This window comes from Leclercia adecarboxylata (genome assembly GCF_006171285.1).
GTDB lineage: Bacteria > Pseudomonadota > Gammaproteobacteria > Enterobacterales > Enterobacteriaceae > Enterobacter > Enterobacter barmai.
Map to the genome: position 1 here is coordinate 170,804 of NZ_CP040889.1, position 23,238 is coordinate 194,041.

Consider the following 23,238-nt stretch of genomic DNA (forward strand, 5'->3'; position numbering starts at 1 on the left):
ATTACCTTAGCCAAACAATAATCACGGTCGACACTCTCAAAAAGTTTAGTCGGGGCTAAGGTTTAATTAAATAAACAAGACGGGTAAAAGTACAAAAAACAACCACTGCATTTTTTTTTACGGCTTGTGGTATACTCCGCCGCCTTGAACTTTGATCTCTGCGCTTAAGCGCCGTTTTTATGATGAGGAAAATAAATGAGCACACCTGATTTTGCCACTGCTGAGAATAATCAAGAACTGGCACAGGAAGTCTCCTGCCTAAAATCTCTGCTGACCCTGATGCTCCAGGCAATGGGCCAGGCCGACGCGGGTCGTGTGATCCTTAAGATGGAACGCCAGATTGCACAGATGGAAGATTCATCTCAAGCTGAAGTATTTTCCAGCACCGTTAAGCAAATCAAGCAAGCTTACCGTCAATAAAACAAAAACGGCTGAAAGCAATGCATTCAGCCGTTTACTCGTCTGCCACGCAGAACAGAATTGTAGTCAGATAATCCCCGTCGCCGCCGCATAGCAGGCAATCTGTGTCTTGTTTGGCGCATTGAATTTCTTCTGCATATTCTTCTGATGGAAGTTCACCGTATTTTCAGAAATAGAAAGAATGATGGCTATTTCTGCTGAGGTCTTCCCTTCCGCCGTCCATTTCAGAATTTCTTTCTCGCGCTTGCTGAATTTCATTTCAGGTGGCATCACCATTTCATGCTCCAGCCGCAGCAGCGTCGTCAATGCCATTTGCACCAGCATTTGCAGACGCATTTCAACCACTTCCCCCATCATCACGTTTATTGACAGGCTGGTACTGGAAACCGACAGGAATCCCATCGCATGATTTGGCAGCATCAGACACTGGGTGATCCCTTTACGCAGGCCATGATCGCGCGCACCGTCCCATAAGGATTGCGCATCCGCGAACAGAGCATCGTTCCAGGGTAAGTGTCCGTGAACGAAATTTTCGGGTTTCAGTACCGGATCGATAGCGAAATAATTTTCCGCCTGATACTGCGCCATCCACTGTTGCGGATAGGTGGAATGCACCGAAACTTTGGGTCGGGTGAACGGTACCGGATGACGAACGCAGAGGGCAAAGAAATCGTAGCCCAGGCTCTGAGTTTGTCGCTGAAGTTCGGGATATACCTCGTCGGCTGATGTCATCTCCTGAAAACGGAGATAGCATTCCCGTCGCCATGTGAAAAAGTCTAAATCCTTCATACCAGCTGAATGAAGCCCCTGTAAAAGATAATCATTATTATGATTTCTTAAATTAACACATAAATCTTATTTATATGTATAAAATATCGACCCCGGAGTATTTATCTACACATTTTATGCACTTAGGGTGGTTATGACGGGATAAAATCACGGCAGCATACATTTCGGGGGTGAATATTTTGCTCCGGAGATTAATTCCGGAGCAATTAAAAACAAATATGCTATTGCATCAGGAATTTTTCCAGAAATTGCCGGGTGCGAGGCTGCTGGGGATTAGCGAACAGCGCTTTCGCCGGTCCCTGCTCAACGATACGCCCCTGATCCATAAATATCGCCCTGTCCGCGACATCACGGGCAAAACTCATCTCATGGGTCACGATCACCAGGGTGCGCTTCTCCTGCGCCAGCTGGCGAATGGCATTCAGTACCTCCCCCACCAGCTCCGGATCCAGCGCGGAGGTAGGTTCATCAAACAGGATCACGTCAGGACGCATCGCCAGCGCGCGGGCAATTGCCACACGCTGCTGCTGCCCACCGGAGAGACGACGCGGGTAGCTGGTCTCTTTACCGGAAAGCCCGACTTTTGCCAGCAGCTCGCGGGCGCGGGCGGTGGCTTCCTCTTTGGGTTCGCCTTTGACAATCACCGGCCCTTCAATGATGTTTTCCAGCACCGTACGATGGGGAAACAGATTAAAACTCTGGAAAACGAAGCCGATGTGCTGACGCAGACGACGAATCAGCCCCTTTTGCTGACTCAGCGATTTGCCTGTATCAATGGTGATATCACCCACCCGAATAGTGCCGCCTTCCGGGTGTTCCAGCAGGTTGATGCTGCGCAGCAGCGTGGTTTTACCGGAACCGCTGGGCCCGATAATCGCCACCACTTCGCCCTCCTGCACTTCCAGATCGATGCCGTGCAGCACCGTCTGGCCGTGAAACTTCTTCACCAGGTTTTTAACGTCGATAGCACTCATTTCGGATCACGCTCCTGGGGGTTAAGCTGGTTTTCAAAATAGTTTTGCAGCGCCGACAGCACCGTCGCCATGATCCAGTAGATCAGCGAGGCGGCCAGATACATGGTGAAGACCTCCAGGGTGCGCGAGGTGATCAGCTGCGCCTGGCGGAACAGCTCCGGCACCTGAATGGTGGCCGCCAGCGAGGTGTCCTTCACCAGGCTGATAAAGCTGTTGCTGAGCGGCGGCAGCGCCACGCGCGCGGCCTGCGGCAGAATGGCCCGGCGCAGGGTTTGCCACGGCGTCATACCGATACTGTCCGCGGCTTCCCACTGGCCTTTATCAATTGAGGAGATCGCCGCACGCAGGGTTTCTGCGGCATAGGCGGCGGTGTTGAGCGACAGACCAATCATCGCCGCCGGGATCGGATCAAGCTCGATACCAAACTGCGGCAGGCCGTAGTAGATCATAAAAAGCTGGGCAATCAGCGGCGTGCCGCGGAATATTGAAATATAAAAACGCGCCAGCCAGCGTATGGGCAGCAGAGGCGACAGGCGCATCAAGGCCAGCAAAAAGCCCAGCACCAGGCCAAAAAACATCCCGCCAATACTCAGCTGCAGCGTAAACACTGCGCCTTTCAGCAGGAACGGCAATGAATCAATCACCAGTTGAATACTTTCTTGCATTATGATTTTTCTGCCTGTGATTTAGACATGAGGATGGTAGGCAAAGAGAGCGGGCGCCCCGCCGGTATGAATAAACAGAATCGGGCCTTCATCTTTGAAGCGCTTCTGCTCGATCCCGTCGATAAGCCCGGCCATGGCTTTGCCGGTATAGACCGGATCGAGCAGGATCCCTTCCAGGCGCGCCAGCAGTTTGACCGCTTCCGTGCCTTCATCGTTTGGCGTGCCATAGCCCGGTGCGAAGTAGTCATCCCACAGGATGATATCCGCCTTCGCGCTCACCTCCAGCTGCTGCGCCACCGCCTGCTGAAGCGTCACCACCTTCGGTTTTTGATCGGCAATACTGCGTGATACGGTGACGCCAATCAGTTCAACCTCGGGCATGAGCTGCTCCAGCCCTACCGCCAGACCGGCATGGGTGCCTGCGCTGCCGGAGGCCACCACTACCGAGGAGATGCCAACCGCGCCTTCACACTGCTGGGCGATCTCCAGTGCGCTTTCAACATAGCCCAGCGCACCCAGCGCGTTCGAGCCGCCGACCGGGATCACATACGGACGAAAACCCTGAGCTTCAACGCGGGTCGCCAGCTCGTTCAGCTGTGCCACAGGATCGGTCAGCGCGTCGCACATCTCCACCTGCACGTTGAACAGATCCAGCAGCAGACGGTTGCCGTTGCCGAGGTAGTTTTCTGCTTTGGTGCCGATCGGGTTTTCCAGCAGGGCGATACAGTGCAGCCCCAGTTTTGCCGCCACGGCCGCGGTCTGGCGCACGTGGTTGGACTGGATAGCCCCTGCGGTGATCAGCGTGTCGGCGCCTTCACGCAGCGCATCCGCCGCCAGGAACTCCAGCTTGCGCAGCTTGTTGCCACCCATGGCCATGGGCGTCACGTCATCACGTTTAATAAGGATGTCGCGCCCGAGATAGTCCGATAAGCGCGGTAAGTACTCCAGCGGCGTCGGCGCGCCGATAAATTCGAGGCGCGGAAAACGCGTCAGATTCTGTAATGACATGAAAACCTCCATAACCCTGTCTAAGTCTGATTTTTTTATTATGCACGCTGACGGCGAGGAAATAAAAAAGGCGCTTATCAAAGCGCCTTTTTTTTCAGTCAACTGCTTACTTTGTGACGTCTGCCCCGAACCATTTTTCGGACAGCGCCTTCAGGCTGCCGTCTTTCTGCATTTCTGCAATGGCGCCGTCAACGGCTTTCACCAGATCTTCGTTATCCTTGCGGATCGCCACGCCAGCTTCCTGACGGGAGAAGGCATCACCGGCTACGGCCAGGGTATCTTTGGTTTTCTTCACCAGATCCAGCGCCGCCAGACGGTCAACCAGAATGGCATCGATACGGCCTACGCGCAGATCCTGGTATTTAGTCGGGTCATCATCATAGGTACGAATATCCACGCCCTGCACGTTCTGGCGCAGCCACTCTTCGTAGTTGGTACCCAGACCGACACCGACTTTTTTGCCCTTCAGATCGGCGGCAGATTTAATCGAGTCTTCGTTGCCTTTTTTCACCAGCGCCTGGATACCGGAGACGGTATATGGGGTGGAGAAGTCATATTTTTTCTTACGTTCATCAGAGATGGTGACCTGGTTAATCACCACATCGATACGTTTTGAGTCCAGCGACGCCAGCATGCCGTCCCACTTGGTCGGCTTCAGAGACGCTTTAACGCCGAGGTGTTTTGCCAGCTCTTCGGCGAACTCTACTTCAAAACCGGTCAGTTTACCGTCGTCACCCTGGAAGCTGAACGGAGGATAGGTCCCTTCCAGCCCAACCAGCAGCGTGCCGCGCTCTTTAACTTTATTTAAAAGACCTTCTGCTGCGAAGGTCTTGACGCTCATACCCGCAACCAGCGCAACGGCCATTACACCCATCAGCGCCTGACGACCCAGAAGTGCAAATTTCATACGTACCCCGATATCATTGGAATTTTGAGTGTAGTGTAAGGTGTTCGGCCGTAAGGTCAAACACGACTGCGCTACATGTTATTCATTTTTAATATATATCAGAAGTTGTTTCGCGGTGGACTTTCTGCTTCACCGCCACCGGCATTTGCGATTTGTATTGCGCATATTTGCGCAGCGCAATCCGGTAGTTATTGGTGCTGGTCGCAGGCAGCCACGGCTCCAGATTTTCGTCCAGATAACCGTTGGTCAAAAGCTCGCGTGAGATATTTTGCGAGGTCAGATGCTGGCCAAGGCGACGCAGACGGACAACATATTCCCGCACCGTTCCATGGCTCATCTCTGTCTGTTCAAACAGGAACTGCTTGAAGCCGATAATGTCGAAAAAGTCGCTCTGCTCTTTACAGTGCAGATCGCCACAAAAACGACATAACGCCACCCACTCTTTTTGCTCCTCCAGCCATCCGGCTTCATCCAGCAGGGTATCGAGACGGGAGATCGCAATTTTATTGACGATCTCTCCACGACGGACCAGCGTGATGCGGTCGAGCAATTTATGGCAATGGGCGCAATGCGTCTGGCTGTGTTTAAAGTCTTTCAGGTAGCGGCTTAGTGGCCGTCTTTTAGATTGCTGCACCGTCATGATAACTCCTGGTTGTCAATACGTTGTGCGGCACTTAACGGGTGACAGGGATCACCTATAACTTACCCAGCTTGGTACGTAAGCGTTTAATGGCCTGACTATGCAGCTGGCTAACCCGCGACTCCCCGACTTCCAGCACGGCACCAATCTCCTTGAGATTGAGTTCTTCCTGGTAATAAAGGGTCAGCACCAGTTGTTCGCGTTCCGGTAAAGCCTCAATGGCTTCCATCACGCGCTGGCGAACGTTGCCTTCCATTAGCTGGTGCAACGGGTTTTCCTGCTGATGATCGTCCGTCACCAGTTCGATGCTATCGCCATGCTCTTCGCGCCACTCGTCGTAAGAGAAGAGTTGGCTATTATTGGTATCGAGCAACATCTGACGGTAGTCGGCAGTGGTGATCCCCAGACGATCCGCAACTTCGGTTTCCGTCGCGTTACGTCCGAGCTCTTGCTCCAGCTGCCCCATCGCCTGCGCCACTTCGCGTGCATTGCGGCGAACACTGCGCGGCACCCAATCCCGGCTGCGCAGTTCATCCAGCATCGCACCACGAATACGCTGTACTGCGTAAGTCGTAAATGCCGTTCCTTGCAGAGCGTCGTATCGGTCAACTGCATTCAATAACCCGATACCGCCCGCTTGTAGCAGATCGTCCAGTTCCACACTCGCCGGCAGACGTACCTGAAGCCGCAATGCTTCATGGCGCACCAGCGGAACATAACGCTGCCACAGCGAGTGTTTATCCATTACACCTTCAGCGGTATAGAGTGAATTCACGATAAACAGCCCTGCGTTAGTTGAGTTATCGGCATGATTATCCGATTCTGGAGGGGTTTTAATCGTGTGAATAGGGGGGGGAATGGGGGGTTATTTACGCCTTACTACACTTACCTCGAAATTTCATACCCTTACAAAATGTCTAAATAGATTTTTGACAGAGTCTGTACTGGTACTGAAACTTTGACGGCTACGGACAATAACGCACCATCTCAAATGTTCCGTCTCGTTCGTCATAAATTTCAAACCCATGTTTTAAATACAATTTTTGAGCACGCGTACTGTTTATAGCAACTTCAAGCCTTATTTCTTTGACGTCAGCCTTTTCTAATTGATTGATGCACTCCCGCAGCAGCTGGCTGGCAATACCGCAGGATTGCCAGCTAGGTAAGACAGTAACGTTAGTAATATATCCACGTTTAGCTTCTGTGTTCAGATAGGCAGCAACCAAGCCAATCAAACGAGTCATTTCCCATGCTTCAAAACAGTACGCGAATCTATGAATTTTTAGTGCATATGTATCCAAATCAACACGAGTGAGAAGGTGATCGAGATAAGCATATTCAACGCCACGCAAATGCAAAGCAATATTTTGGCTAGTTGCCGTATTAAATTTTATCTGCAATCTATTATTCCTTATTTAACTTATTACCCAGCTTTCTCGACAAAAACGTGAAACATTTTCTAAATTATTAAACATCATTACGTCAATAATCGAAAGCCAAGGAACAAACTCAGCACCGAATTGTGGATAATGCACATCACCAGGTTGTATAAATTGCAAACTTACTCGTTGTTGTTGAAACCGCTCCCTTTCATAAAGTTCTCGCCCACCAGGCGCATTGATATAAGTATTTGCGTTCTGCTCCTTACAAATAGCTAAAATTTTTTCCTGCGACCGCAAGCTATGGTCAATATTCAATTCCGAACATACAACAATCTCGCATTCCAGCGAAAATGTGTTACGAAGTATGATTAAGGAGTGTAAAAGATAGTCAAATAAATTATTGCCATCGCAGGAAATTATCTTTTCCAGCAACGGAAAAACGCTATCATAATAGGGTGCATATCGATATGCATCTTGCAGTTGATTAAGTATTTTTGTTTTCGAGAAAACTTCAGAAACATATCTCTCATTGATATTAAGGAAACGAGAATCCTTTTTCAGCGGCAATGTTATAATGCTTGACTGACCATTTCTCAAAATCCGATTACGATTGATCCACCCTTGCCTCACATACTGAACATTGTCAAATAAAACAAAGCGGTCAACTGAAGCCATTAATTGAAAATAACCAATATAAGGTAAAAAATAAGGTTGCATCACTGCAATTTTCACTGTTTATATTCCTTAATTGTAACTTAAGGCCTGCAACGCAGGAGATAGCATTTTACGGGAAAAAATTTCATTGCGTATAATTTTTATAATGCGTTCCTGCGTTTCTAGCGCAAGTCCAGGATATATTGGGAGACAGAGAATAGCCCTGGAAGTTTGCCACGCCATAGGCAGTTTATCCATATCAGATGAAGGAAGTTTTTTATACATTGTAAATTCACTGATAAGAGGATAAAAATAGCGACGCGCAAAAATCCCTTTATCACGCAAGGCATGATATAGATCATCTCGTATTGTTGACATATCACCACGAAAGAGCACGGGAAAATAGGAATAATTCCATTCAATAGACTCATCGGGTTTTATGTATTCTAAAACAGGCAAAAGCTCATTCAGCAATTGAGTATATTGTAAATAAAGAGTTTTACGCTCTTTAATAGCCTTATCAATATGCTGAAGTTGAAGTAACCCCATAGCTGCCTGGAGTTCATTCATCTTACCATTAATACCCGATGCCATGATCGTCGTTTCATTAGCAAAACCAAAATTTTTCAGATAATCAATGCGCTGCTTGGTCGCGGCATCATGGCAAACAATGGCGCCGCCTTCGAAAGTATTAAACACTTTTGTTGCATGGAAACTCAGAACAGAGAGATCCCCTTGATTGAGAATGCTGACGCCGTCCTGGCGCACGCCAAACGCATGGGCCGCGTCATAGATCACCTTCAGACCGTAGGCGTCAGCAATCTGCTGAATTTTGTCCATTTCACTCGGGATACCGTAACAGTGGACCGGCATAATGGCCGTAGTATTGGGGGTGATGAGCTCTTCTATACAACGGGGATCGATATTAAAGGTATCGGGATCGATGTCCGCAAAGACCGGCGTCAGGCCATTCCATAACAACGTGTGCGAGGTGGCAACGAAGGAGTACGGCGTGGTAATCACCTCACCCGTCACGCGCAGCGCCTGCAGGGCGGTTAAAAGAGCAAGCGTACCGTTGGCAAACAGGCAAATGTGTTTCACTCCAAGGTAGTCCGCCAGCGCCGCTTCCAGCTGCTGATGAAATTCCCCACCGTTGGTCAGCACTTTGTTTTGCCAGATTTGCTCCAGGTAAGGGATAAACTCCTCCAGAGGGGGGAGCAACGGACTGGTGACATACACGTTATCACTCATAAGAGAACCTGTGGAATGAGGGGATTATCACCAATCATAACGAGATCATCTGCTGAGCTATCGGTAAAACAAGGCGTCTTTCGAGGTGTAATTATACGGAACGACGCAAAAAGAATGACAGGCGCTCCGAAGAGCGCCTTTTTTTACATGAACAACGTACGAATTGCAGTCGGTATGTTTTGCGGATCCCAGATGTAAGGGCGAAGTTCGTCGGCGCTAACAGGGTTTCGTTCAGTATTGATCAGTGCCTGCTGCCACTGTTGCGGATCGGCTTTCAGACGCAGGATCGGCAGAGCATTGCGTAGCGAAGGCACGTCACTGACGATCACCCGGCAGCCCCCTGCAGCAAGCTGAACGGCGAGATAGTCATCCTTAAAACGATTATGGTCGCTGTTCTGCCTGAACAGAACGGCTGAGTGAATGCGGAGTCGTTGCAGTTGTTCACCAGAGAGCCTTTCCCCCTGCCAGCGAACCGTTTCCGCCACCAGCGGGATCCAGGCTTTTGGCCAGTTTCCCAGCAGCACCCAGTCCAGGTGTTCTCGTGTTGCCGCAATTATCCGCCCCACAAACTCCCGCTCTTTGTCTGATAACGAGCCAGGAATACACAAGACGCGTCGACGGGCTGAGGGTTCGCGGTCAGGCATTGCAATATCTTCACGCGACAGCAGTACCGGCAGACGTACCGCGGCCATTTTACGTTTAGCGAGCAGAATTTCACGTTCACCCGACCAGGTAAGCCACTGGTTGACCGCAGCATCAGGTGCCGGAACATTATTTACCGGGCCTCCGCTGTCGGCCAGGGCGAGAACGCGCAGCGGAGCGACTGCGTTCGCTGCCACGAGCCGCGCGGATAATGCCGCGTTCGGGGCATCTGTCAGCACCACGGTGCCAGGAGCCGCGCGCAGGATATCGGGAACGGTCAGAGACGGGCTGCCCTGTTTCAGAACGATCTCTCCCTCTGCCGCCATCATTTGAAACAGATGAGTGATACGTTGCACGTACTCAGCCGTTCCGCCATTGTTTATCAGCAGCACGCAGGAGTGCGCCGGAGATAAACTTGTCAGCCAGTTCGCGGGGGCGATGTCAGTAACAAAGAGCGGATCCTGGAGCGCACAATTGCGGTTATAGGCCGGATCGTCGGTGAAATAACGCGGAGCTGACGCCATCAGGAGCTGACGCTGCGGATTTTCGCTCACGCAGACCGCTTCACAAAGGAGGGCATTATCGGAGGCCACCACGCTATATGGCGTCCAGACCGCGATATAGCCTGACGCACTCAGAGTCAGTGAAGCCACAATATCGATGGCATGTTCATCGTCATAACCGGTGGGCAGGCCCTCAATACGTTGCCAGGCATCGCGTCGGATAAGCAGGCAGTTGCCGCTTAACGCCGAATAGTTTTGATCGCACTGGTAGCGGGACATATACCCTTCTGACTGCCACGGCTCGCCCTGCCCTGCGTGCCCTGCCCATCCCCTGGCCCCCACAATCACCCCAGCGCTTAACAGACGCTGATCGGTGGTGATGATTTTAGGCCCGACGCAGCCCACTTCGGCTCGTACCGCATGGCTCAGCAGCGTCTTAAGCCAGTTTTTAAGGACAAACAGCGTATGAAGATCCAGCAATAACAGATAGTCACCGGTCGCATTTTTTTCGAGATGATTTATCCGGCTGGGGTAATTTTGCTGCGCCTCGCACACCAGAACCTTAAGCGGCATTACGGCCTGTATCTGACGGATGACGTCACGCATCGGCTCGCTGGCGTTTTCACTCACCGCCAGCAGAACCTCTTTGTGCGGCCAGTCGGTGTTATTCATCAGGCTTTCAATACAGCGCACCAGCAGCGCGGGATCGTCTCCGGCATCCAGTAAAATACTGACAGTTTCGTTCTGTGGCGGATGATAAATCAGACGCCAGGCGGCGTTGTTTTGCCTTTCCAGCTGCGCCTCAGGATAGCCACGCCGTTGCAGGTAAGCGCTGAGGATCTGCTGTTCTTCTTCCTGACTGTGCCGGGAGAAGATCGCTTCTGGCGTAAGCGTCACCACATCGGCGATATGGCCGATAGTCCCGGTGCCCCACTCCAGCAGATAGTGGATGACCAGCTCTGATTCGAACGCATGACGAAGGTCAGGATTAAACCCGCCCGCCGCCAGCCAGCCCTCGCGCCGGAACCAGACCCGACGCAGATAGCGGTGCGGCGAAGCGAGGAACAGATCCAGATTGAAATCGGGCTTACGTAGCGGGGTGACTTCACCGTTCACATGACGAATGGCTTCGTCGGAAAATATCGCCTGACACGCCCCCGCCTCTGCCAGCATCTGGCGCATCAGCCCGATGCTCGCGGGCGTATATTCAGCCCCGGCGTCAATGCAGTGCAGCCAGTCAAACGCCTGAGCTTCGGCAAGCCGGGTGATGCACGTTATCCACTCACTCACCCCAACAGAGCAGGCGTTAAAGCGGCTGACGTCGATATGTGACGCGGGGGCAACCAGCAACACGGACTGCGTATCAACACCCTGCTGCGCGAGAGAGGCGAGCGAAGCGGCAATCTCATTCTCCTGCGCATCCTGGCAGAGGATCACGTGCAGTAGCACCGTCTGCGCCGTCAACGCCTGCGGGAGCGTGCGATGCGCTAGCCAGCCCCCGAAAGAGGCCCGGTGCTGCTCCTCATGTTGCTGCTGCGCTTTCGCCTGGGTCAGCGCGAGGAAGTTATCGAGTTGTGTCTCCATTGCTCGCCGTTTTTTCAGCAGAAATTCACGTGCGATATGCAGGCTGGCACGTATGTTCTCCAGGGACTCCGGTGAATCCGAGTATCCAAATCCAGCCCCGCCGATATCCTTTAGCGTCTGCTCATTCAGTGCATACTGCTCATAACCAGGGGCGCTAAACGCCACCACTGGGCAGCCACAGAGGTTTGCCAGTAAACAGGTGCCTGACGATTCATACGTATAAAGCACCCTTCCCCGCTTCAATAGCGAGGCCAGGTCACGTAGCGACAAGGGGTTTTGCATTGAAAGGATGGTGATGTTTTCAGGTAACAATGAAAAATCTATTACTGATTGCGGAATACGGTTCAGATAAAGAAAATCTTTATCTTTTACCGGATTGTCATCTTCGAAAAGCGACAGGTCATAACTCTCAATCCCCAGGATAATGGGATCAGGCTCTTTATCCGCAAATTCGGCCCGGTACCAGAAAAAGAGATCCTCCGGTCCCGCCTCGATCCCATTCCCCATGATCACCCCTTCCCTGTTCAACATATAGCGAACAACAACGGGAGCAGAAAATGGGTTACCGGTTGTCACCTCCGGATAGACGGCAATCCAGGGAGTCCCGCCGGACATCACCTGGCTATAGGCCTCTTCCGTCAGCGCCGGAGCATTCCATTCATCATTAACTTTACAACCCACCATCCAGGCATTACCGCCCCGTTCGTTAATGAGATGACAAAGGCGATGTAGTACCTGAATACCCAGTGATGATTCCCGGTAATCCGGGGCTGCAATCAGGTAGGGATAATGTGCCGTAAACATCATGAGTAATCCTGTTTCATATCAAAAATCCAGCCAGCCGTGGCGCCAGTCATCAAGCCCGCCGTCGCGCAAATACCAGTCGCGTTGAACCGCTTCACGCAGCGCATCACCCTGTTGGGTGCGGTATTCAGCATCATTTAAATGAAGCTGAACGGCGTTCATCCAGTCTTTGTATCGGTTCTCTACCAGCGTCACCGGCAGGCCACAGCGGTAAGGTGCAATATCCGTCGCGATGATCGGCACGCCGCAGGTGCCAATCTCCAGCAGACGCAAATTACTTTTGCACTCGTTAAACTGATTAATATCTAACGGTACCAGCGCCAGATCGAGGTTCAGGCTCGCCAGCTTCTCGGGATACATTTCAAAAGGCACGCCAGGGTGGAATTCGCACTGGACGTTGCGCGGCTTCATCCCCATGAACACCCACTCAACCTGGTGTTCCAGCGCTTTGATGAGCGGCTCGATGATCTGCAAATCACCGGTGTGCGTACTCCCCCCCGCCCAGCCCACGCGCAGCTTTTTACCGCTGCCGCGTTGGCTTTGCAGATGCCCCCATAGATCGGGCGCCAGGCGGTTCTGCGCGATACGGATGTCCTGATGAAAACGACTGTAAGCCTCAGCAAGCGGCGCGGTGGAGACCACGACCCGATCGACGCTCTCAAGAATTTTGCGGAAGCTTTTCACGATGTGTTGCGGATAATGACTGCGGTTGCCGTTTTTCAACGGCACGTTAAGCAGGAAATCATCGTATTCAACAATAATTTTGGCGTCACAAACATTGCGCAGTTGAGTAATAATGTCAGGGAAGCGGCTCCCGGTGAGCGACTCCAGCACGATGACATCTGGCTGCTGCAATGCGGCTTCCATTACACCGGGTATAGAATTGATCAGCCCGCCTTCCATCATCAGATGGCTTTCCATCGCCCTGAATGGCTGCATGACGCGGTAGTTGCCACACCCGTTCCAGTCTACGTGATGCGCCAGCACCACCGGCAGAGGACGACCGGGCAACGGGGCATGAAGTCGCGCGCTGTTTTCGCTCAGTGTGAACGGGGACCCCGTTTTTTGCATTAATGGATGGTACGACGGATCGTTCAGCAGACCGCTTTTCCACTCATTGCGAAGTTGCACGTAATGTTCCAGCATCGGACGTTCTGGCACCTGGTATTTCCCCGCCAGCAGGCGCGTTGCGCCGCCCATATGCTTTACGCGGGCGAATGGCGTCCAGACGTTGATATAGCCCTGCTGCTGCAGTCGTAACCCCAGATCCACATCGGCGAAATAGATCGGGTAACGCTCCTGGGTAAAGCCGTTAATCGCGAAGAAGGTCTCTTTACGGATCGTCAGACAGGATCCGCTGACAGCAGCCACGTTGTGCGGCGTTTTCAAATAGTACTGGAAACCATTGCTCAGGGGATCCGCGCCATCAAAAGCCACTTCCACGCCATTCTGTACGCCCAGCAGATAGCCGCCATGCTGGATCCGGCCATCCTGGTACTCCAGTCGTGCCCCAACCACCCCGACTTCCGGACGCAGTGCCTGCTCCAGCAAAGCCTCAAGCCAGTCGCCGTCAATAATTTCGCAGTCATTGTCTAAAAAGACCAGCACATCGCCGCGGGCCTGTTGTGCCGCCGCATTCCCCATTTCAGCAAAGTTAAAGGGGGCATCGTAATGCAGGACACGAATCTGCTCGAGCCCCAGTCCGGCAAGATCGTTCAGAAAGCGACAGGCATCGTCGTCAACTGACTGGTTATCGACAATCAACAGCTCATAACGCGTGTAGCGCGTTTTTTCCATCAGGCTTTCAATACAGCGCTGGATCAGCGCAAAGCGATCGCGGGTCGGGATCACGATCGAAACCAGTGGCGTAGCGTTCAATGGGTAGCGCAAACGAGGAAGATGCTCTGCCAGCCCCGCTTCTAAGGAGGCCGAGATACCCAGTCGCGCCAGATGCCCAAGCACGCTCGCCTGACACTGCGCTACAACCTCAGGTGCCTCACTCCAGGCCGTCGCGGGTTGCGGATTTTCCACCAGCACTTCAGGAACATGCGCCAGCGCCGGCACGCCCTGTCTCTCAATCAACCGCCAGATCAGATCGATTGTTGCGGCATCGGGATAGCGCATGTCAATGCCACCCGCTTCTTTCGCATGTTCCCGGTTAAATAGTATCACCTGGCCGATGTAAGGCTGGCCTCGCAGCAGGTCAATATTGACTCCCGGACGCAGCACCACCAGCGGCTCGCTGCTCTCCTGGTGTGTCATTTCATCACAATAAAATGCACTGGCATCAGGCTTATTGATGGCCTGCTCCATAAAGCGCAGCAGCGCATCATCCAACAGGGTGAATCCCTCAGGGATAAGCAGCAACATACGAGCATCACGATGCTCAAGCAGTAAATTGACGTCGGCGTATGACGGAACCACATCAAGCGACTGCACCGCAAGTGTCTGAGCAGCAAGGGACGCCAGCGTGCGCTGGCACGCTTCGCTCTGCTCGTCTCGAGCAATCACCACCGCACCTATGCTGGCCTGCCCGGGCAGAGCCTGAGCAAAGGATTGCAGCGCTTCGCGGCGCGCAGAGGTGATTTTACGATCGGCAAGCCAGCGAGGAATGGAGTACTGCCTGTCCTGCTGAGCCAGCAACGCCTTACTCTGGAAAGAAAAGGCGTAGCGCTCCTTTTCCGTCAGCCTGTGCTCTGTCGCCTCGGGCAGATCGGTGAGCAGTCGTGAGAGGTGTAGATCGAGAGCCCAACGATTTAAAAATGTCTGACGGTGGCTTTGCGCCCACTCCGCTGCCCGCTCATAACCCGTGGTTAATAGCTCAATCCACTCTTCCGCACCCGGGCAAAAACGCAGCGAAGCCCCGGAAAATGCATTGCGTTCGTAGCGAGGCAGATTGTCATCATTCAGATAGCCTTCAACGTAACCATTCAGTGCCAGAAACACCGGTATGCCGAGCGTCAGCGCCCTGGCCGCATGTTGGTCCGTGGCGATAACCACGTCATACCCCGCGAGCCAATCAGGTTCAATACGCCGCGACTGCTGAGACATATCAAGCCATTCAAACTGAATATTTGCCCGGGCTGCGTGCTGCTGGACTTCATACATCTCCGCAGACATCGTTTCGGCAATATAGAGCATTTTTTGCAGGGGACGTGCAGGCGTGGCTCGCGCAACCTCCGCAAAATGAGACGGGATCATCCAGGGTACGATCCGCAGCTTACTCTCCTCAATGCCGGTTTGCACAAGCACAGGATGGCTCAGTTCGCACAGTCCCAGTACCTCGCTCGCCAGCCTGTTTTCAAGCTCTGCACCCCAGGGGATATAAACGTCGTTGTAATCGGTGTAGTGACGGAAAATAAACGCCCCGGTCGTGCGTTGCGTCGTGAGCGCGGTCAGTAATTTTTCACTGAAAAAGCCTTTCACGATCCAGATCAGATCGTAACGGGATCCTGGTTCGCCGCTGGCGTCCGTGATCGCCTGAAAATGCGGATCGCCCGCTAACCGATCCAGTTCGGGCTGCAGCAGTTTGCCGGCTGAGGAGGTGCATAACGTAACGTGCCACTCTTTTGCAAGCAGCGCGTCGGTAATGTCGATGATTTCCGTGGTAGCGGGGGACCAGGCGTCAAACTTGTCAACGCTAATCAAAATTCCAGGCATTTTTTGTCCTCAACGTCAGGGGAGAGACGCTTCCAGGCCTATTTTCGGTAATACGATATTTTGCGCTGAAACGAAAAAATTGAGAGGAAAAGGAGGGGAACGAAACGGGGTTAAATCTGACGATTGGGCATAAAAAAAGGCATCCGAAGATGCCTTTTGTGCGCGTTTTGAAAATTAACGCAGCAGGGACAGCATGGTCTGCGGAACCTGGTTGGCCTGGGCCAGAACAGAAGAGCCAGCCTGCTGCAGGATCTGCGCGCGGGACATGTTCGACACTTCGGTTGCGTAGTCAGAGTCCTGAATACGGCTGCGGGCAGCAGACAGGTTATTCACGGTGTTGTTCAGGTTGGTGATGGTGGACTCGAAACGGTTCTGAGACGCACCCAGCAGGCTACGCTGAGTATCTACTGCTTTAATTGCTGCATCGATATCGGCCAGAGGAGAACCATCAGTGGTACCGCCGGAAGTCACAGTCCCGCTCAGAACGTCAAAACCTTCTGCGGAGGTGGCACGCGCAGTACCGTTTACCAGACCGCCAGTTGCACCGGTTGCTGACGTTGCGTTAAACAGGTTGTAATCGTTAGATTTACTCAGAGTAATAGAGATAGTTTCAGTATCTTTAGAACCGACGACTGGAATTTGTAGCTGCTGGAACCAGTACCAGTGTCGAGCACCTTGATGCCGTTGAAGTCGGTCTGCTTGGTCACACGGTTAATCTCTTCCATACGCTGGTTTACTTCAGCCTGGATGGAGTCGATGTCGGACGCAGAGTTGGAGCTGTTCTGCGCCTGAACGGTCAGGTCACGTACACGCTGCAGGTTGTTGTTGATTTCGCTCAGCGCGCCTTCAGCGGTCTGGGCCATGGAAATACCGTCGTTAGCATTACGTGCAGCAACGTTCAGACCGTTGATGTTGGAGGTGAAGCGGTTAGCAATCGCCTGGCCCGCAGCGTCATCTTTGGCGCTGTTGATACGCAGACCGGAAGACAGACGCTCAATCGCAGTACCCAGAGTTGACTGAGATTTGCTCAGGTTGTTCTGAGTCATCAGAGACAGGGTGTTGGTATTAATTACTGCCATGATAAGTATCCTTCAAATTAGTCATGAGTTTCGGCATGCGCCAGTGGCTTCATCGCCTTCTCCTGGATTATCGACAGGACACTTTCAAACTTTAGTAATTTTAGTGTTAATTTTTTATTTGGCTTTGATTTGAAAAGAAAAAAAGCGCTGACCGGCAGCGCTTTTTAATGACGAACTGACGATTAACGCAGCAGGGACAGCATGGTCTGCGGAACCTGGTTGGCCTGGGCCAGAACAGAAGAGCCAGCCTGCTGCAGGATCTGCGCGCGGGACATGTTGGATACTTCGGTTGCGTAGTCAGAGTCCTGAATACGGCTGCGGGCAGCAGACAGGTTATTCACGGTGTTGTTCAGGTTGGTGATGGTGGACTCGAAACGGTTCTGAGACGCACCCAGCAGGCTACGCTGAGTATCTACTGCTTTAATTGCTGCATCGATATCGGCCAGAGGAGAACCATCAGTGGTACCGCCGGAAGTCACAGTCCCGCTCAGAACGTCAAAACCTTCTGCGGAGGTGGCACGCGCAGTACCGTTTACCAGACCGCCAGTTGCACCGGTTGCTGACGTTGCGTTAAACAGGTTGTAATCGTTAGATTTACTCAGAGTAATAGAGATAGTTTCAGTATCTTTAGAACCGACCTGGAATTTGTAGCTGCTGGAACCAGTACCAGTGTCGAGCACCTTGATGCCGTTGAAGTCGGTCTGCTTGGTCACACGGTTAATCTCTTCCATACGCTGGTTTACTTCAGCCTGGATGGAGTCGATGTCGGACGCAGAGTTGGAGCTGTTCTGCGCCTGAACGGTCAGGTCACGTACACGCTGCAGGTTGTTGTTGATTTCGCTCAGCGCGCCTTCAGCGGTCTGGGCCATGGAAATACCGTCGTTAGCATTACGTGCAGCAACGTTCAGACCGTTGATGTTGGAGGTGAAGCGGTTAGCAATCGCCTGGCCCGCAGCGTCATCTTTGGCGCTGTTGATACGCAGGCCGGAAGACAGACGCTCGATCGCGGTACCCAGCGTGGACTGAGATTTGCTCAGGTTGTTCTGAGTCATCAGAGACAGGGTGTTGGTATTAATTACTGCCATGATAAGTATCCTTCAAATAAATTATGAATCACGCTGTGCAAATTCATACAAGTTATCGTCCAGATATTGCCAAACTTTAGCGAACCCTTAAAAAATTCTCCTGAACAAACTGAGCCATCTTAAATCATTAGAATCTGTAATAATTGTTCCCGATTTCATTCAGTTCTACAAATGAAAAAGCGCCGACAAGCGGCGCTTTTGATGGCGTTAAAACGTAATTAACGCAGCAGGGACAGCATGGTCTGTGGAACCTGGTTGGCCTGAGCCAGAACAGAAGAGCCAGCCTGCTGCAGGATCTGCGCGCGGGACATGTTGGATACTTCGGTTGCGTAGTCAGAGTCCTGAATACGGCTGCGGGCAGCAGACAGGTTGTTCACGGTGTTGTTCAGGTTGGTGATGGTGGACTCAAAACGGTTCTGAGACGCACCCAGCAGGCTACGCTGGTCATCAACCGCTTTGATTGCCGCATCAATATCTTTCAGCGGAGTAGTTCCTGCAGCAGTACCACCAGTACCACCAGTTACTTTACCTTTCAGAACGTCAAAACCTTCTGCAGCAGTAGTACGCTGCACGTTATTAACAAGATCCGTAGCAGTCATTGCTTTGGTGTTCAACGTAGAACCGGACTGGCCTGCTGCCGCCAGGTTGAAGCTGTCGCTGGAGCTGAGTTTGATAGCAATGGTTTCGGTATCTTTAGAACCAACCTGGAAACTGTAGCTGGTGCTACCGGAACCGGTGTTCAGTACCTTGATACCGTTGAAGTCGGTCTGCTTGGTCACACGGTCGATCTCTTCCATACGCTGGTTAACTTCAGCCTGGATGGAGTCGATGTCGGACGCGGAGTTGGAGCTGTTCTGCGCCTGAACGGTCAGGTCACGAACGCGCTGCAGGTTGTTGTTGATTTCGCTCAGCGCGCCTTCAGCGGTCTGTGCCAGGGAGATACCGTCGTTGGCGTTACGTGCAGCAACGTTCAGACCGTTGATATTGGAGGTGAAGCGGTTAGCAATCGCCTGGCCCGCTGCGTCATCTTTTGCGCTGTTGATACGAAGGCCGGAGGACAGACGCTCGATTGCGGTACCCAGAGTTGACTGAGATTTGCTCAGGTTGTTCTGAGTCATCAGAGACAAGGTGTTAGTATTAATAACAGCCATGATGTATTCCTTTAAAAGTTTTAGATTCAGGCATCTGCCTACGGCTTTCTCGCCGCTAAACTGATTATCGACCTCCCTTTCCTAACCTTTAGAAAAAAGATCATTTTTTTAAAAGGACAAACTGCCCGCTATTTTTCCGCTTAATTTCCGCATTGAAAACGATAAAAAAACGCTAATCTTTTTGCAATTTCTGCCGATAGAGCATCCAGCGATTGTCTCAATAAAGGATGAAAAAATGGCAAGTATTAGCTCACTCGGCGCAGGTACCAGTCTGGATCTCAATACGTTGTATGACAATTTACAGACAGCCGAGCAGACCAAACTCACGCCGATTACGCAGCAGCAGACCTCTTATAAAGCGAAGTTGACCGCATGGGGCGTAGTTCAGACTGCACTGACCAAGTTACAAACTGCTTCAGACGCGCTGAAAAATACCTCTGCTATCGCGCAGTCCAAAGTGACCAGCACCAATACCGCATTCAGTGCGACGCTGGCGAGTAGTGCCTCAGCCGGTTCTTACTCGGTAGAAGTGACGCAGCTGGCAGCCGCGCAGACGCTGCTGAGCCCGAAAGTGGCCAGCAAAGATACCGATCTGGGCGACAGCAGCATGAGCTCGCGCACCATCACCATCACGCAGCCGGGTCAGAAAGATCCGCTGACGGTAACGCTGGCCAGCGACAAGACCAGCCTTGCGGATGTGCGTGACGCGATTAACGCCAAGCAGGGAAGCGTCACCGCCAGCATCATTAAAGCGGATGACAACAGTTACTATCTGTCACTGACCTCACGTGACAGCGGTGTCGCCAATGAAATGACGATCACCACCGATGACAGTGAACTGGCGAAATATATCAGCCACGATCCGCTCGATTCATCAACGGGAATGAAGGTTCAGGTCGCGGCCGCCGATGCCATCGTCAATATCAATGGCATCAAGATCACCCGTAGCAGCAACGCCATTACCGATGCCCCAGAAGGCGTGACGCTCAACCTGACCAAAACTAACGTCGGCAGCCCGGAAACCTTGTCGATAGTGAAAGACAACCAGCCGATGACCGATGCGATCCAGGCATTTGTCGATGCGTATAACTCGTTGCAGACCACCATCGGCAACCAGACCAAATATACCGCGGTTAAACAGGGCGATGGTTCTCAGGACACGAGCAACGGCGATCTGCTGGGCGATGGCACACTGCGTAATATTCAGACGCGCCTGCGTTCTGCGGTCTCGGCTACACAAGGTTCCGGTTCTCTGTCTTCGCTGTCGCAGTTGGGTATTACCCAGGATGTAAACGGCAAGCTGACCGTGGACAGCACCAAGTTAGGGAAAGCCCTGACGGAAAAATCTACCGACGTGCTTGCATTGCTGTCCGGTGACGGTAAAACCACCGGCTTAGCGACCCAGACCAGCAACCTGCTGAAAGACATGTTAGGGACAGAGGGTTCGGTCAAGAGTGCCACCGATGGTATCAATAAGACGCTGAAAAACCTGTCCGATCAGTACGACCGTGTTAACGCACAGATTACCGCCACCATGGCGCGCTACAAAACGCAGTTCACCAGTTTGAGTCAGCTGGTCTCTTCCATGGATCAAACCGGGAGCTATCTGACCCAACAGTTCAACGCCATGAACAGTTAATGAATGATGAGTTGAGGTTTTACGATGTATACAAAATCGGGAATTCAGGCCTATGCGCAGGTTAGCGTAGAGAGTGCCGTCCTGAGTGCCAGCCCGCATCAACTGGTGGTATTACTTTTTGATGGCGCGTTAAGCGCCATGAAAAAAGCCATTATTTTGATTGAGCAAGGTGATATTCCCGGTAAAGGGCAGGCGCTGGGCAAAGCCATCAATATTATCAGTAATGGTCTGCAGTCAGGGCTGAATCACGAGGTTGGTGGTGAGTTAACCACCAATCTGGACAGCCTCTACGACTACATGACCCGACGTCTTTTACAGGCCAATATTCATAATGACATTGATGCCATTAATGAAGTGGCGGGGTTACTCAATAACATCGCTGATGCCTGGAAAGAGATAGGCCCCAATTCTCAACATATCCGGGACAATTACTAATGGAAGCCAATCTGGGATTGCTCCAACACTATCAGCAACTGCTAACCACCAGCGCCTCGATGCTGGCCCTGTCAAAATCAGGGCGCTGGGATGAGCTGATTACTTTTGAAGTGAAATATCTGACCGCCGTTGAAAAGCTAACACAGTTTCAGGATGCGAATGAAATTGCGCCGCACATACAGGCGCAAATACGCCCGATGCTGCGTCAGATCCTCGACAATGAAATTGAGCTTAAAGCCTTGCTGCAACAGCGTATGGACGAGCTGAGAACTTTGGTTGGGCACTCTTCCCGACAACATAATCTGAATGCAACTTATGGACGTCTCTCTGGCAATATTCTTTTCCCCGCGGATATCTGAACGGGGGTTGATTACAGGCGGGTGAATATATTTCACTATTTCACCCGCTAACTTCTTCCGTCTCGCTCATACTCTCTGTGTTCTTAAACTGGAGCACGGAAGATGAAAAACCCCACCCTTTTGCAGTTCTTCCATTGGTATTACCCTGAAGGCAGTAAACTCTGGCCGGAAGTGGCCGAGCGTGCCGACGGCTTAAACGAGATCGGTATCAACATGGTCTGGCTGCCCCCGGCCTATAAAGGCGCTACCGGCGGCTACTCTGTGGGTTACGACTGTTACGATCTTTTCGATCTCGGCGAGTTCGATCAAAAAGGATCTATCCCCACCAAATACGGTGACAAAAACCAGCTGCTGGCCGCTATCGACGCGCTGAAACGCAACGACATCGCAGTGCTGTTGGACGTGGTGGTGAACCACAAAATGGGCGCCGATGAGAAAGAGTCCATCCGCGTTCAGCGCGTCAACGCCGACGATCGCAATCAGATCGATGACGAGATTATTGAATGCGAAGCCTGGACCCGCTACACCTTCCCCGTTCGCGCCGGAAAGTACTCAGAGTTTATCTCGGATTACAAATGCTTCAGCGGCATCGACCACATCGAAAATCCTGAGGAAAATGGCGTCTTTAAGATCGTCAATGATTACACCGGCGACGGCTGGAACGATCAGGTCGATAACGAGATGGGGAATTTTGACTACCTGATGGGCGAAAACATCGATTTTCGTAACCGTGCGGTAACCGAGGAGATCAAATACTGGGCGCGCTGGGCGATGGAACAGACCCAGTGCGACGGCTTCCGTCTGGATGCGGTGAAACATATTCCGGCCTGGTTCTATAAAGAGTGGATCGAACATGTGCAGGAGGTCGCGCCGAAGCCGCTGTTTATCGTGGCGGAATACTGGTCGCATGATGTCGATAAACTGCAGCAGTATATCGATCAGGTTGAAGGCAAAACCATGCTCTTCGACGCCCCGCTGCACATGAAGTTTCACGAAGCCTCGCGACAGGGTCGGGATTACGACATGAGCCAGATCTTCACCGGCACGCTGGTGGAGGCCGATCCGTTCCATGCGGTGACGCTGGTTGCAAACCACGACACCCAGCCGCTACAGGCGCTGGAAGCCCCGGTCGAAGCCTGGTTTAAGCCGCTGGCTTATGCTCTGATTTTGCTGCGTGAAAACGGCGTTCCCAGCGTCTTTTACCCCGACCTGTATGGTGCGAGCTATGACGACACCGGCGGTGACGGCGAGACGTACCACATCGACATGCCGGTGATCGAGCAGCTCGACCAGCTGATCCTCGCCCGCCAGCGCTTTGCACACGGCATCCAGACCCTGTGGTTCGATCACCCCAACTGTATCGCCTTTAGCCGCAGCGGCACCGACGACGATCCCGGCTGCGTGGTGGTGCTCTCTAACGGTGACGAGGGCGAAAAAACGATCGCGCTTGGGGAGAACTACGGCAACAAGAGCTGGAAAGATTTTCTCGGCAACCGGGAGGAGATCGTGACCACTGACGAAACCGGCACCGGCGTCTTTACCTGCAACGGTGGCAGCGTCAGCGTGTGGGTGATGGAAGAGGTGTTATAAGCTGTAAAACCGGGCGG

The 23,238-nt window shown here is 52.3% G+C and carries 19 protein-coding genes and 1 pseudogene; 5 read left to right on the plus strand and 15 right to left on the minus strand.

What is annotated here, in order from left to right:
- The first annotated feature begins 195 nt into the window (after nt 1-195).
- Nucleotides 196-420 (plus strand): DUF2594 family protein, encoded by a 225-nt coding sequence (locus FHN83_RS02695; RefSeq protein WP_039030890.1) that lies wholly within the window; start codon nt 196-198, stop codon nt 418-420.
- A gap of 66 nt (nt 421-486) precedes the next feature.
- Here the strand turns inward: FHN83_RS02695 and sdiA are convergent, their stop codons facing one another.
- The 15 genes and pseudogenes from sdiA to FHN83_RS02770 form a co-directional block, all read right to left on the minus strand.
- Nucleotides 487-1,209, minus strand: coding sequence for a transcriptional regulator SdiA (gene sdiA / locus FHN83_RS02700; RefSeq protein ID WP_039030891.1), 723 nt, complete (start codon nt 1,207-1,209; stop codon nt 487-489).
- 221 nt (nt 1,210-1,430) lie between these two features.
- Nucleotides 1,431-2,183 carry an L-cystine ABC transporter ATP-binding protein TcyN gene (tcyN, locus tag FHN83_RS02705; protein WP_139563177.1) on the minus strand — a complete coding sequence of 251 codons (753 nt, stop codon included), beginning with the start codon at nt 2,181-2,183 and terminating at the stop codon, nt 1,431-1,433.
- Nucleotides 2,180-2,848 carry a cystine ABC transporter permease gene (tcyL, locus tag FHN83_RS02710; RefSeq protein ID WP_139563178.1) on the minus strand — a complete coding sequence of 223 codons (669 nt, stop codon included), beginning with the start codon at nt 2,846-2,848 and terminating at the stop codon, nt 2,180-2,182. The genes tcyN and tcyL overlap by 4 nt, the downstream gene beginning before the upstream one ends.
- A gap of 21 nt (nt 2,849-2,869) precedes the next feature.
- Nucleotides 2,870-3,856 carry a D-cysteine desulfhydrase gene (gene dcyD / locus FHN83_RS02715; protein WP_039030894.1) on the minus strand — a complete coding sequence of 329 codons (987 nt, stop codon included), beginning with the start codon at nt 3,854-3,856 and terminating at the stop codon, nt 2,870-2,872.
- Nucleotides 3,857-3,962: 106 nt separating this feature from the next.
- Nucleotides 3,963-4,763 (minus strand): cystine ABC transporter substrate-binding protein, encoded by an 801-nt coding sequence (tcyJ, locus tag FHN83_RS02720; RefSeq protein ID WP_138369390.1) that lies wholly within the window; start codon nt 4,761-4,763, stop codon nt 3,963-3,965.
- An 88-nt stretch (nt 4,764-4,851) separates the two neighbouring features.
- Nucleotides 4,852-5,403: a flagella biosynthesis regulatory protein FliZ gene (gene fliZ, locus FHN83_RS02725; protein ID WP_138369391.1), complete on the minus strand. Its 552-nt coding sequence runs from the start codon at nt 5,401-5,403 to the stop codon at nt 4,852-4,854.
- 55 nt (nt 5,404-5,458) lie between these two features.
- A complete protein-coding gene (gene fliA, locus FHN83_RS02730) occupies nt 5,459-6,178 on the minus strand; it encodes an RNA polymerase sigma factor FliA (protein ID WP_039030897.1) in 720 nt (239 codons plus the stop codon).
- A gap of 190 nt (nt 6,179-6,368) precedes the next feature.
- Nucleotides 6,369-6,803, minus strand: a complete 435-nt coding sequence (locus tag FHN83_RS02735; RefSeq protein WP_139563179.1) for a GNAT family N-acetyltransferase — start codon at nt 6,801-6,803, stop codon at nt 6,369-6,371.
- Between the two features lie 15 nt (nt 6,804-6,818).
- Nucleotides 6,819-7,517, minus strand: a complete 699-nt coding sequence (locus FHN83_RS02740; RefSeq protein WP_255296497.1) for a WbqC family protein — start codon at nt 7,515-7,517, stop codon at nt 6,819-6,821.
- 12 nt (nt 7,518-7,529) lie between these two features.
- The gene (locus FHN83_RS02745) at nt 7,530-8,690 is read right to left on the minus strand and encodes a DegT/DnrJ/EryC1/StrS family aminotransferase (RefSeq protein WP_139563180.1); all 1,161 of its coding nucleotides are present in this window, start codon (nt 8,688-8,690) and stop codon (nt 7,530-7,532) included.
- Nucleotides 8,691-8,833: 143 nt separating this feature from the next.
- The gene (locus FHN83_RS02750; protein WP_139563181.1) at nt 8,834-12,226 is read right to left on the minus strand and encodes a glycosyltransferase; all 3,393 of its coding nucleotides are present in this window, start codon (nt 12,224-12,226) and stop codon (nt 8,834-8,836) included.
- Between the two features lie 18 nt (nt 12,227-12,244).
- Nucleotides 12,245-15,883, minus strand: coding sequence for a glycosyltransferase (locus tag FHN83_RS02755; protein WP_139563182.1), 3,639 nt, complete (start codon nt 15,881-15,883; stop codon nt 12,245-12,247).
- Nucleotides 15,884-16,057: 174 nt separating this feature from the next.
- A pseudogene (locus FHN83_RS28810) lies at nt 16,058-16,962 on the minus strand (flagellin).
- 182 nt (nt 16,963-17,144) lie between these two features.
- A complete protein-coding gene (locus tag FHN83_RS02765; RefSeq protein ID WP_139563183.1) occupies nt 17,145-18,047 on the minus strand; it encodes a flagellin in 903 nt (300 codons plus the stop codon).
- Between the two features lie 218 nt (nt 18,048-18,265).
- Entirely contained in the window at nt 18,266-19,198 is a 933-nt protein-coding gene (locus FHN83_RS02770; protein ID WP_139563184.1) for a flagellin, read from the minus strand.
- 235 nt (nt 19,199-19,433) lie between these two features.
- On the opposite strand from FHN83_RS02770, the gene fliD reads away from it, so the two are divergent.
- The 4 genes from fliD (at nt 19,434) to amyA (ending at nt 23,221) form a co-directional block, all read left to right on the plus strand.
- Nucleotides 19,434-20,837 carry a flagellar filament capping protein FliD gene (fliD, locus tag FHN83_RS02775; protein ID WP_039032567.1) on the plus strand — a complete coding sequence of 468 codons (1,404 nt, stop codon included), beginning with the start codon at nt 19,434-19,436 and terminating at the stop codon, nt 20,835-20,837.
- Between the two features lie 24 nt (nt 20,838-20,861).
- Entirely contained in the window at nt 20,862-21,272 is a 411-nt protein-coding gene (fliS, locus tag FHN83_RS02780; protein ID WP_039032566.1) for a flagellar export chaperone FliS, read from the plus strand.
- Nucleotides 21,272-21,631, plus strand: coding sequence for a flagella biosynthesis regulatory protein FliT (gene fliT, locus FHN83_RS02785; RefSeq protein ID WP_039032565.1), 360 nt, complete (start codon nt 21,272-21,274; stop codon nt 21,629-21,631). Before fliS ends, fliT begins: the two co-directional genes overlap by 1 nt.
- A gap of 102 nt (nt 21,632-21,733) precedes the next feature.
- Nucleotides 21,734-23,221: an alpha-amylase gene (gene amyA, locus FHN83_RS02790; protein ID WP_139563185.1), complete on the plus strand. Its 1,488-nt coding sequence runs from the start codon at nt 21,734-21,736 to the stop codon at nt 23,219-23,221.
- Nucleotides 23,222-23,238: the final 17 nt, after the last annotated feature.

What these genes read in the sequence shown, in the direction of transcription:
- amyA (WP_139563185.1), top strand. Translation starts at nt 21,734, where the DNA reads ATGAAAAACCCCACCCTTTTGCAGTTCTTCCATTGGTATTACCCTGAA.
- tcyN (WP_139563177.1), bottom strand. Translation starts at nt 2,183, where the DNA reads ATGAGTGCTATCGACGTTAAAAACCTGGTGAAGAAGTTTCACGGCCAG.
- FHN83_RS02755 (WP_139563182.1), bottom strand. Translation starts at nt 15,883, where the DNA reads ATGCCTGGAATTTTGATTAGCGTTGACAAGTTTGACGCCTGGTCCCCC.
- FHN83_RS02770 (WP_139563184.1), bottom strand. Translation starts at nt 19,198, where the DNA reads ATGGCTGTTATTAATACTAACACCTTGTCTCTGATGACTCAGAACAAC.
- fliD (WP_039032567.1), top strand. Translation starts at nt 19,434, where the DNA reads ATGGCAAGTATTAGCTCACTCGGCGCAGGTACCAGTCTGGATCTCAAT.
- tcyL (WP_139563178.1), bottom strand. Translation starts at nt 2,848, where the DNA reads ATGCAAGAAAGTATTCAACTGGTGATTGATTCATTGCCGTTCCTGCTG.
- FHN83_RS02750 (WP_139563181.1), bottom strand. Translation starts at nt 12,226, where the DNA reads ATGATGTTTACGGCACATTATCCCTACCTGATTGCAGCCCCGGATTAC.
- FHN83_RS02695 (WP_039030890.1), top strand. Translation starts at nt 196, where the DNA reads ATGAGCACACCTGATTTTGCCACTGCTGAGAATAATCAAGAACTGGCA.
- sdiA (WP_039030891.1), bottom strand. Translation starts at nt 1,209, where the DNA reads ATGAAGGATTTAGACTTTTTCACATGGCGACGGGAATGCTATCTCCGT.
- fliT (WP_039032565.1), top strand. Translation starts at nt 21,272, where the DNA reads ATGGAAGCCAATCTGGGATTGCTCCAACACTATCAGCAACTGCTAACC.
- dcyD (WP_039030894.1), bottom strand. Translation starts at nt 3,856, where the DNA reads ATGTCATTACAGAATCTGACGCGTTTTCCGCGCCTCGAATTTATCGGC.
- FHN83_RS02765 (WP_139563183.1), bottom strand. Translation starts at nt 18,047, where the DNA reads ATGGCAGTAATTAATACCAACACCCTGTCTCTGATGACTCAGAACAAC.
- fliS (WP_039032566.1), top strand. Translation starts at nt 20,862, where the DNA reads ATGTATACAAAATCGGGAATTCAGGCCTATGCGCAGGTTAGCGTAGAG.
- tcyJ (WP_138369390.1), bottom strand. Translation starts at nt 4,763, where the DNA reads ATGAAATTTGCACTTCTGGGTCGTCAGGCGCTGATGGGTGTAATGGCC.
- fliZ (WP_138369391.1), bottom strand. Translation starts at nt 5,403, where the DNA reads ATGACGGTGCAGCAATCTAAAAGACGGCCACTAAGCCGCTACCTGAAA.
- FHN83_RS02745 (WP_139563180.1), bottom strand. Translation starts at nt 8,690, where the DNA reads ATGAGTGATAACGTGTATGTCACCAGTCCGTTGCTCCCCCCTCTGGAG.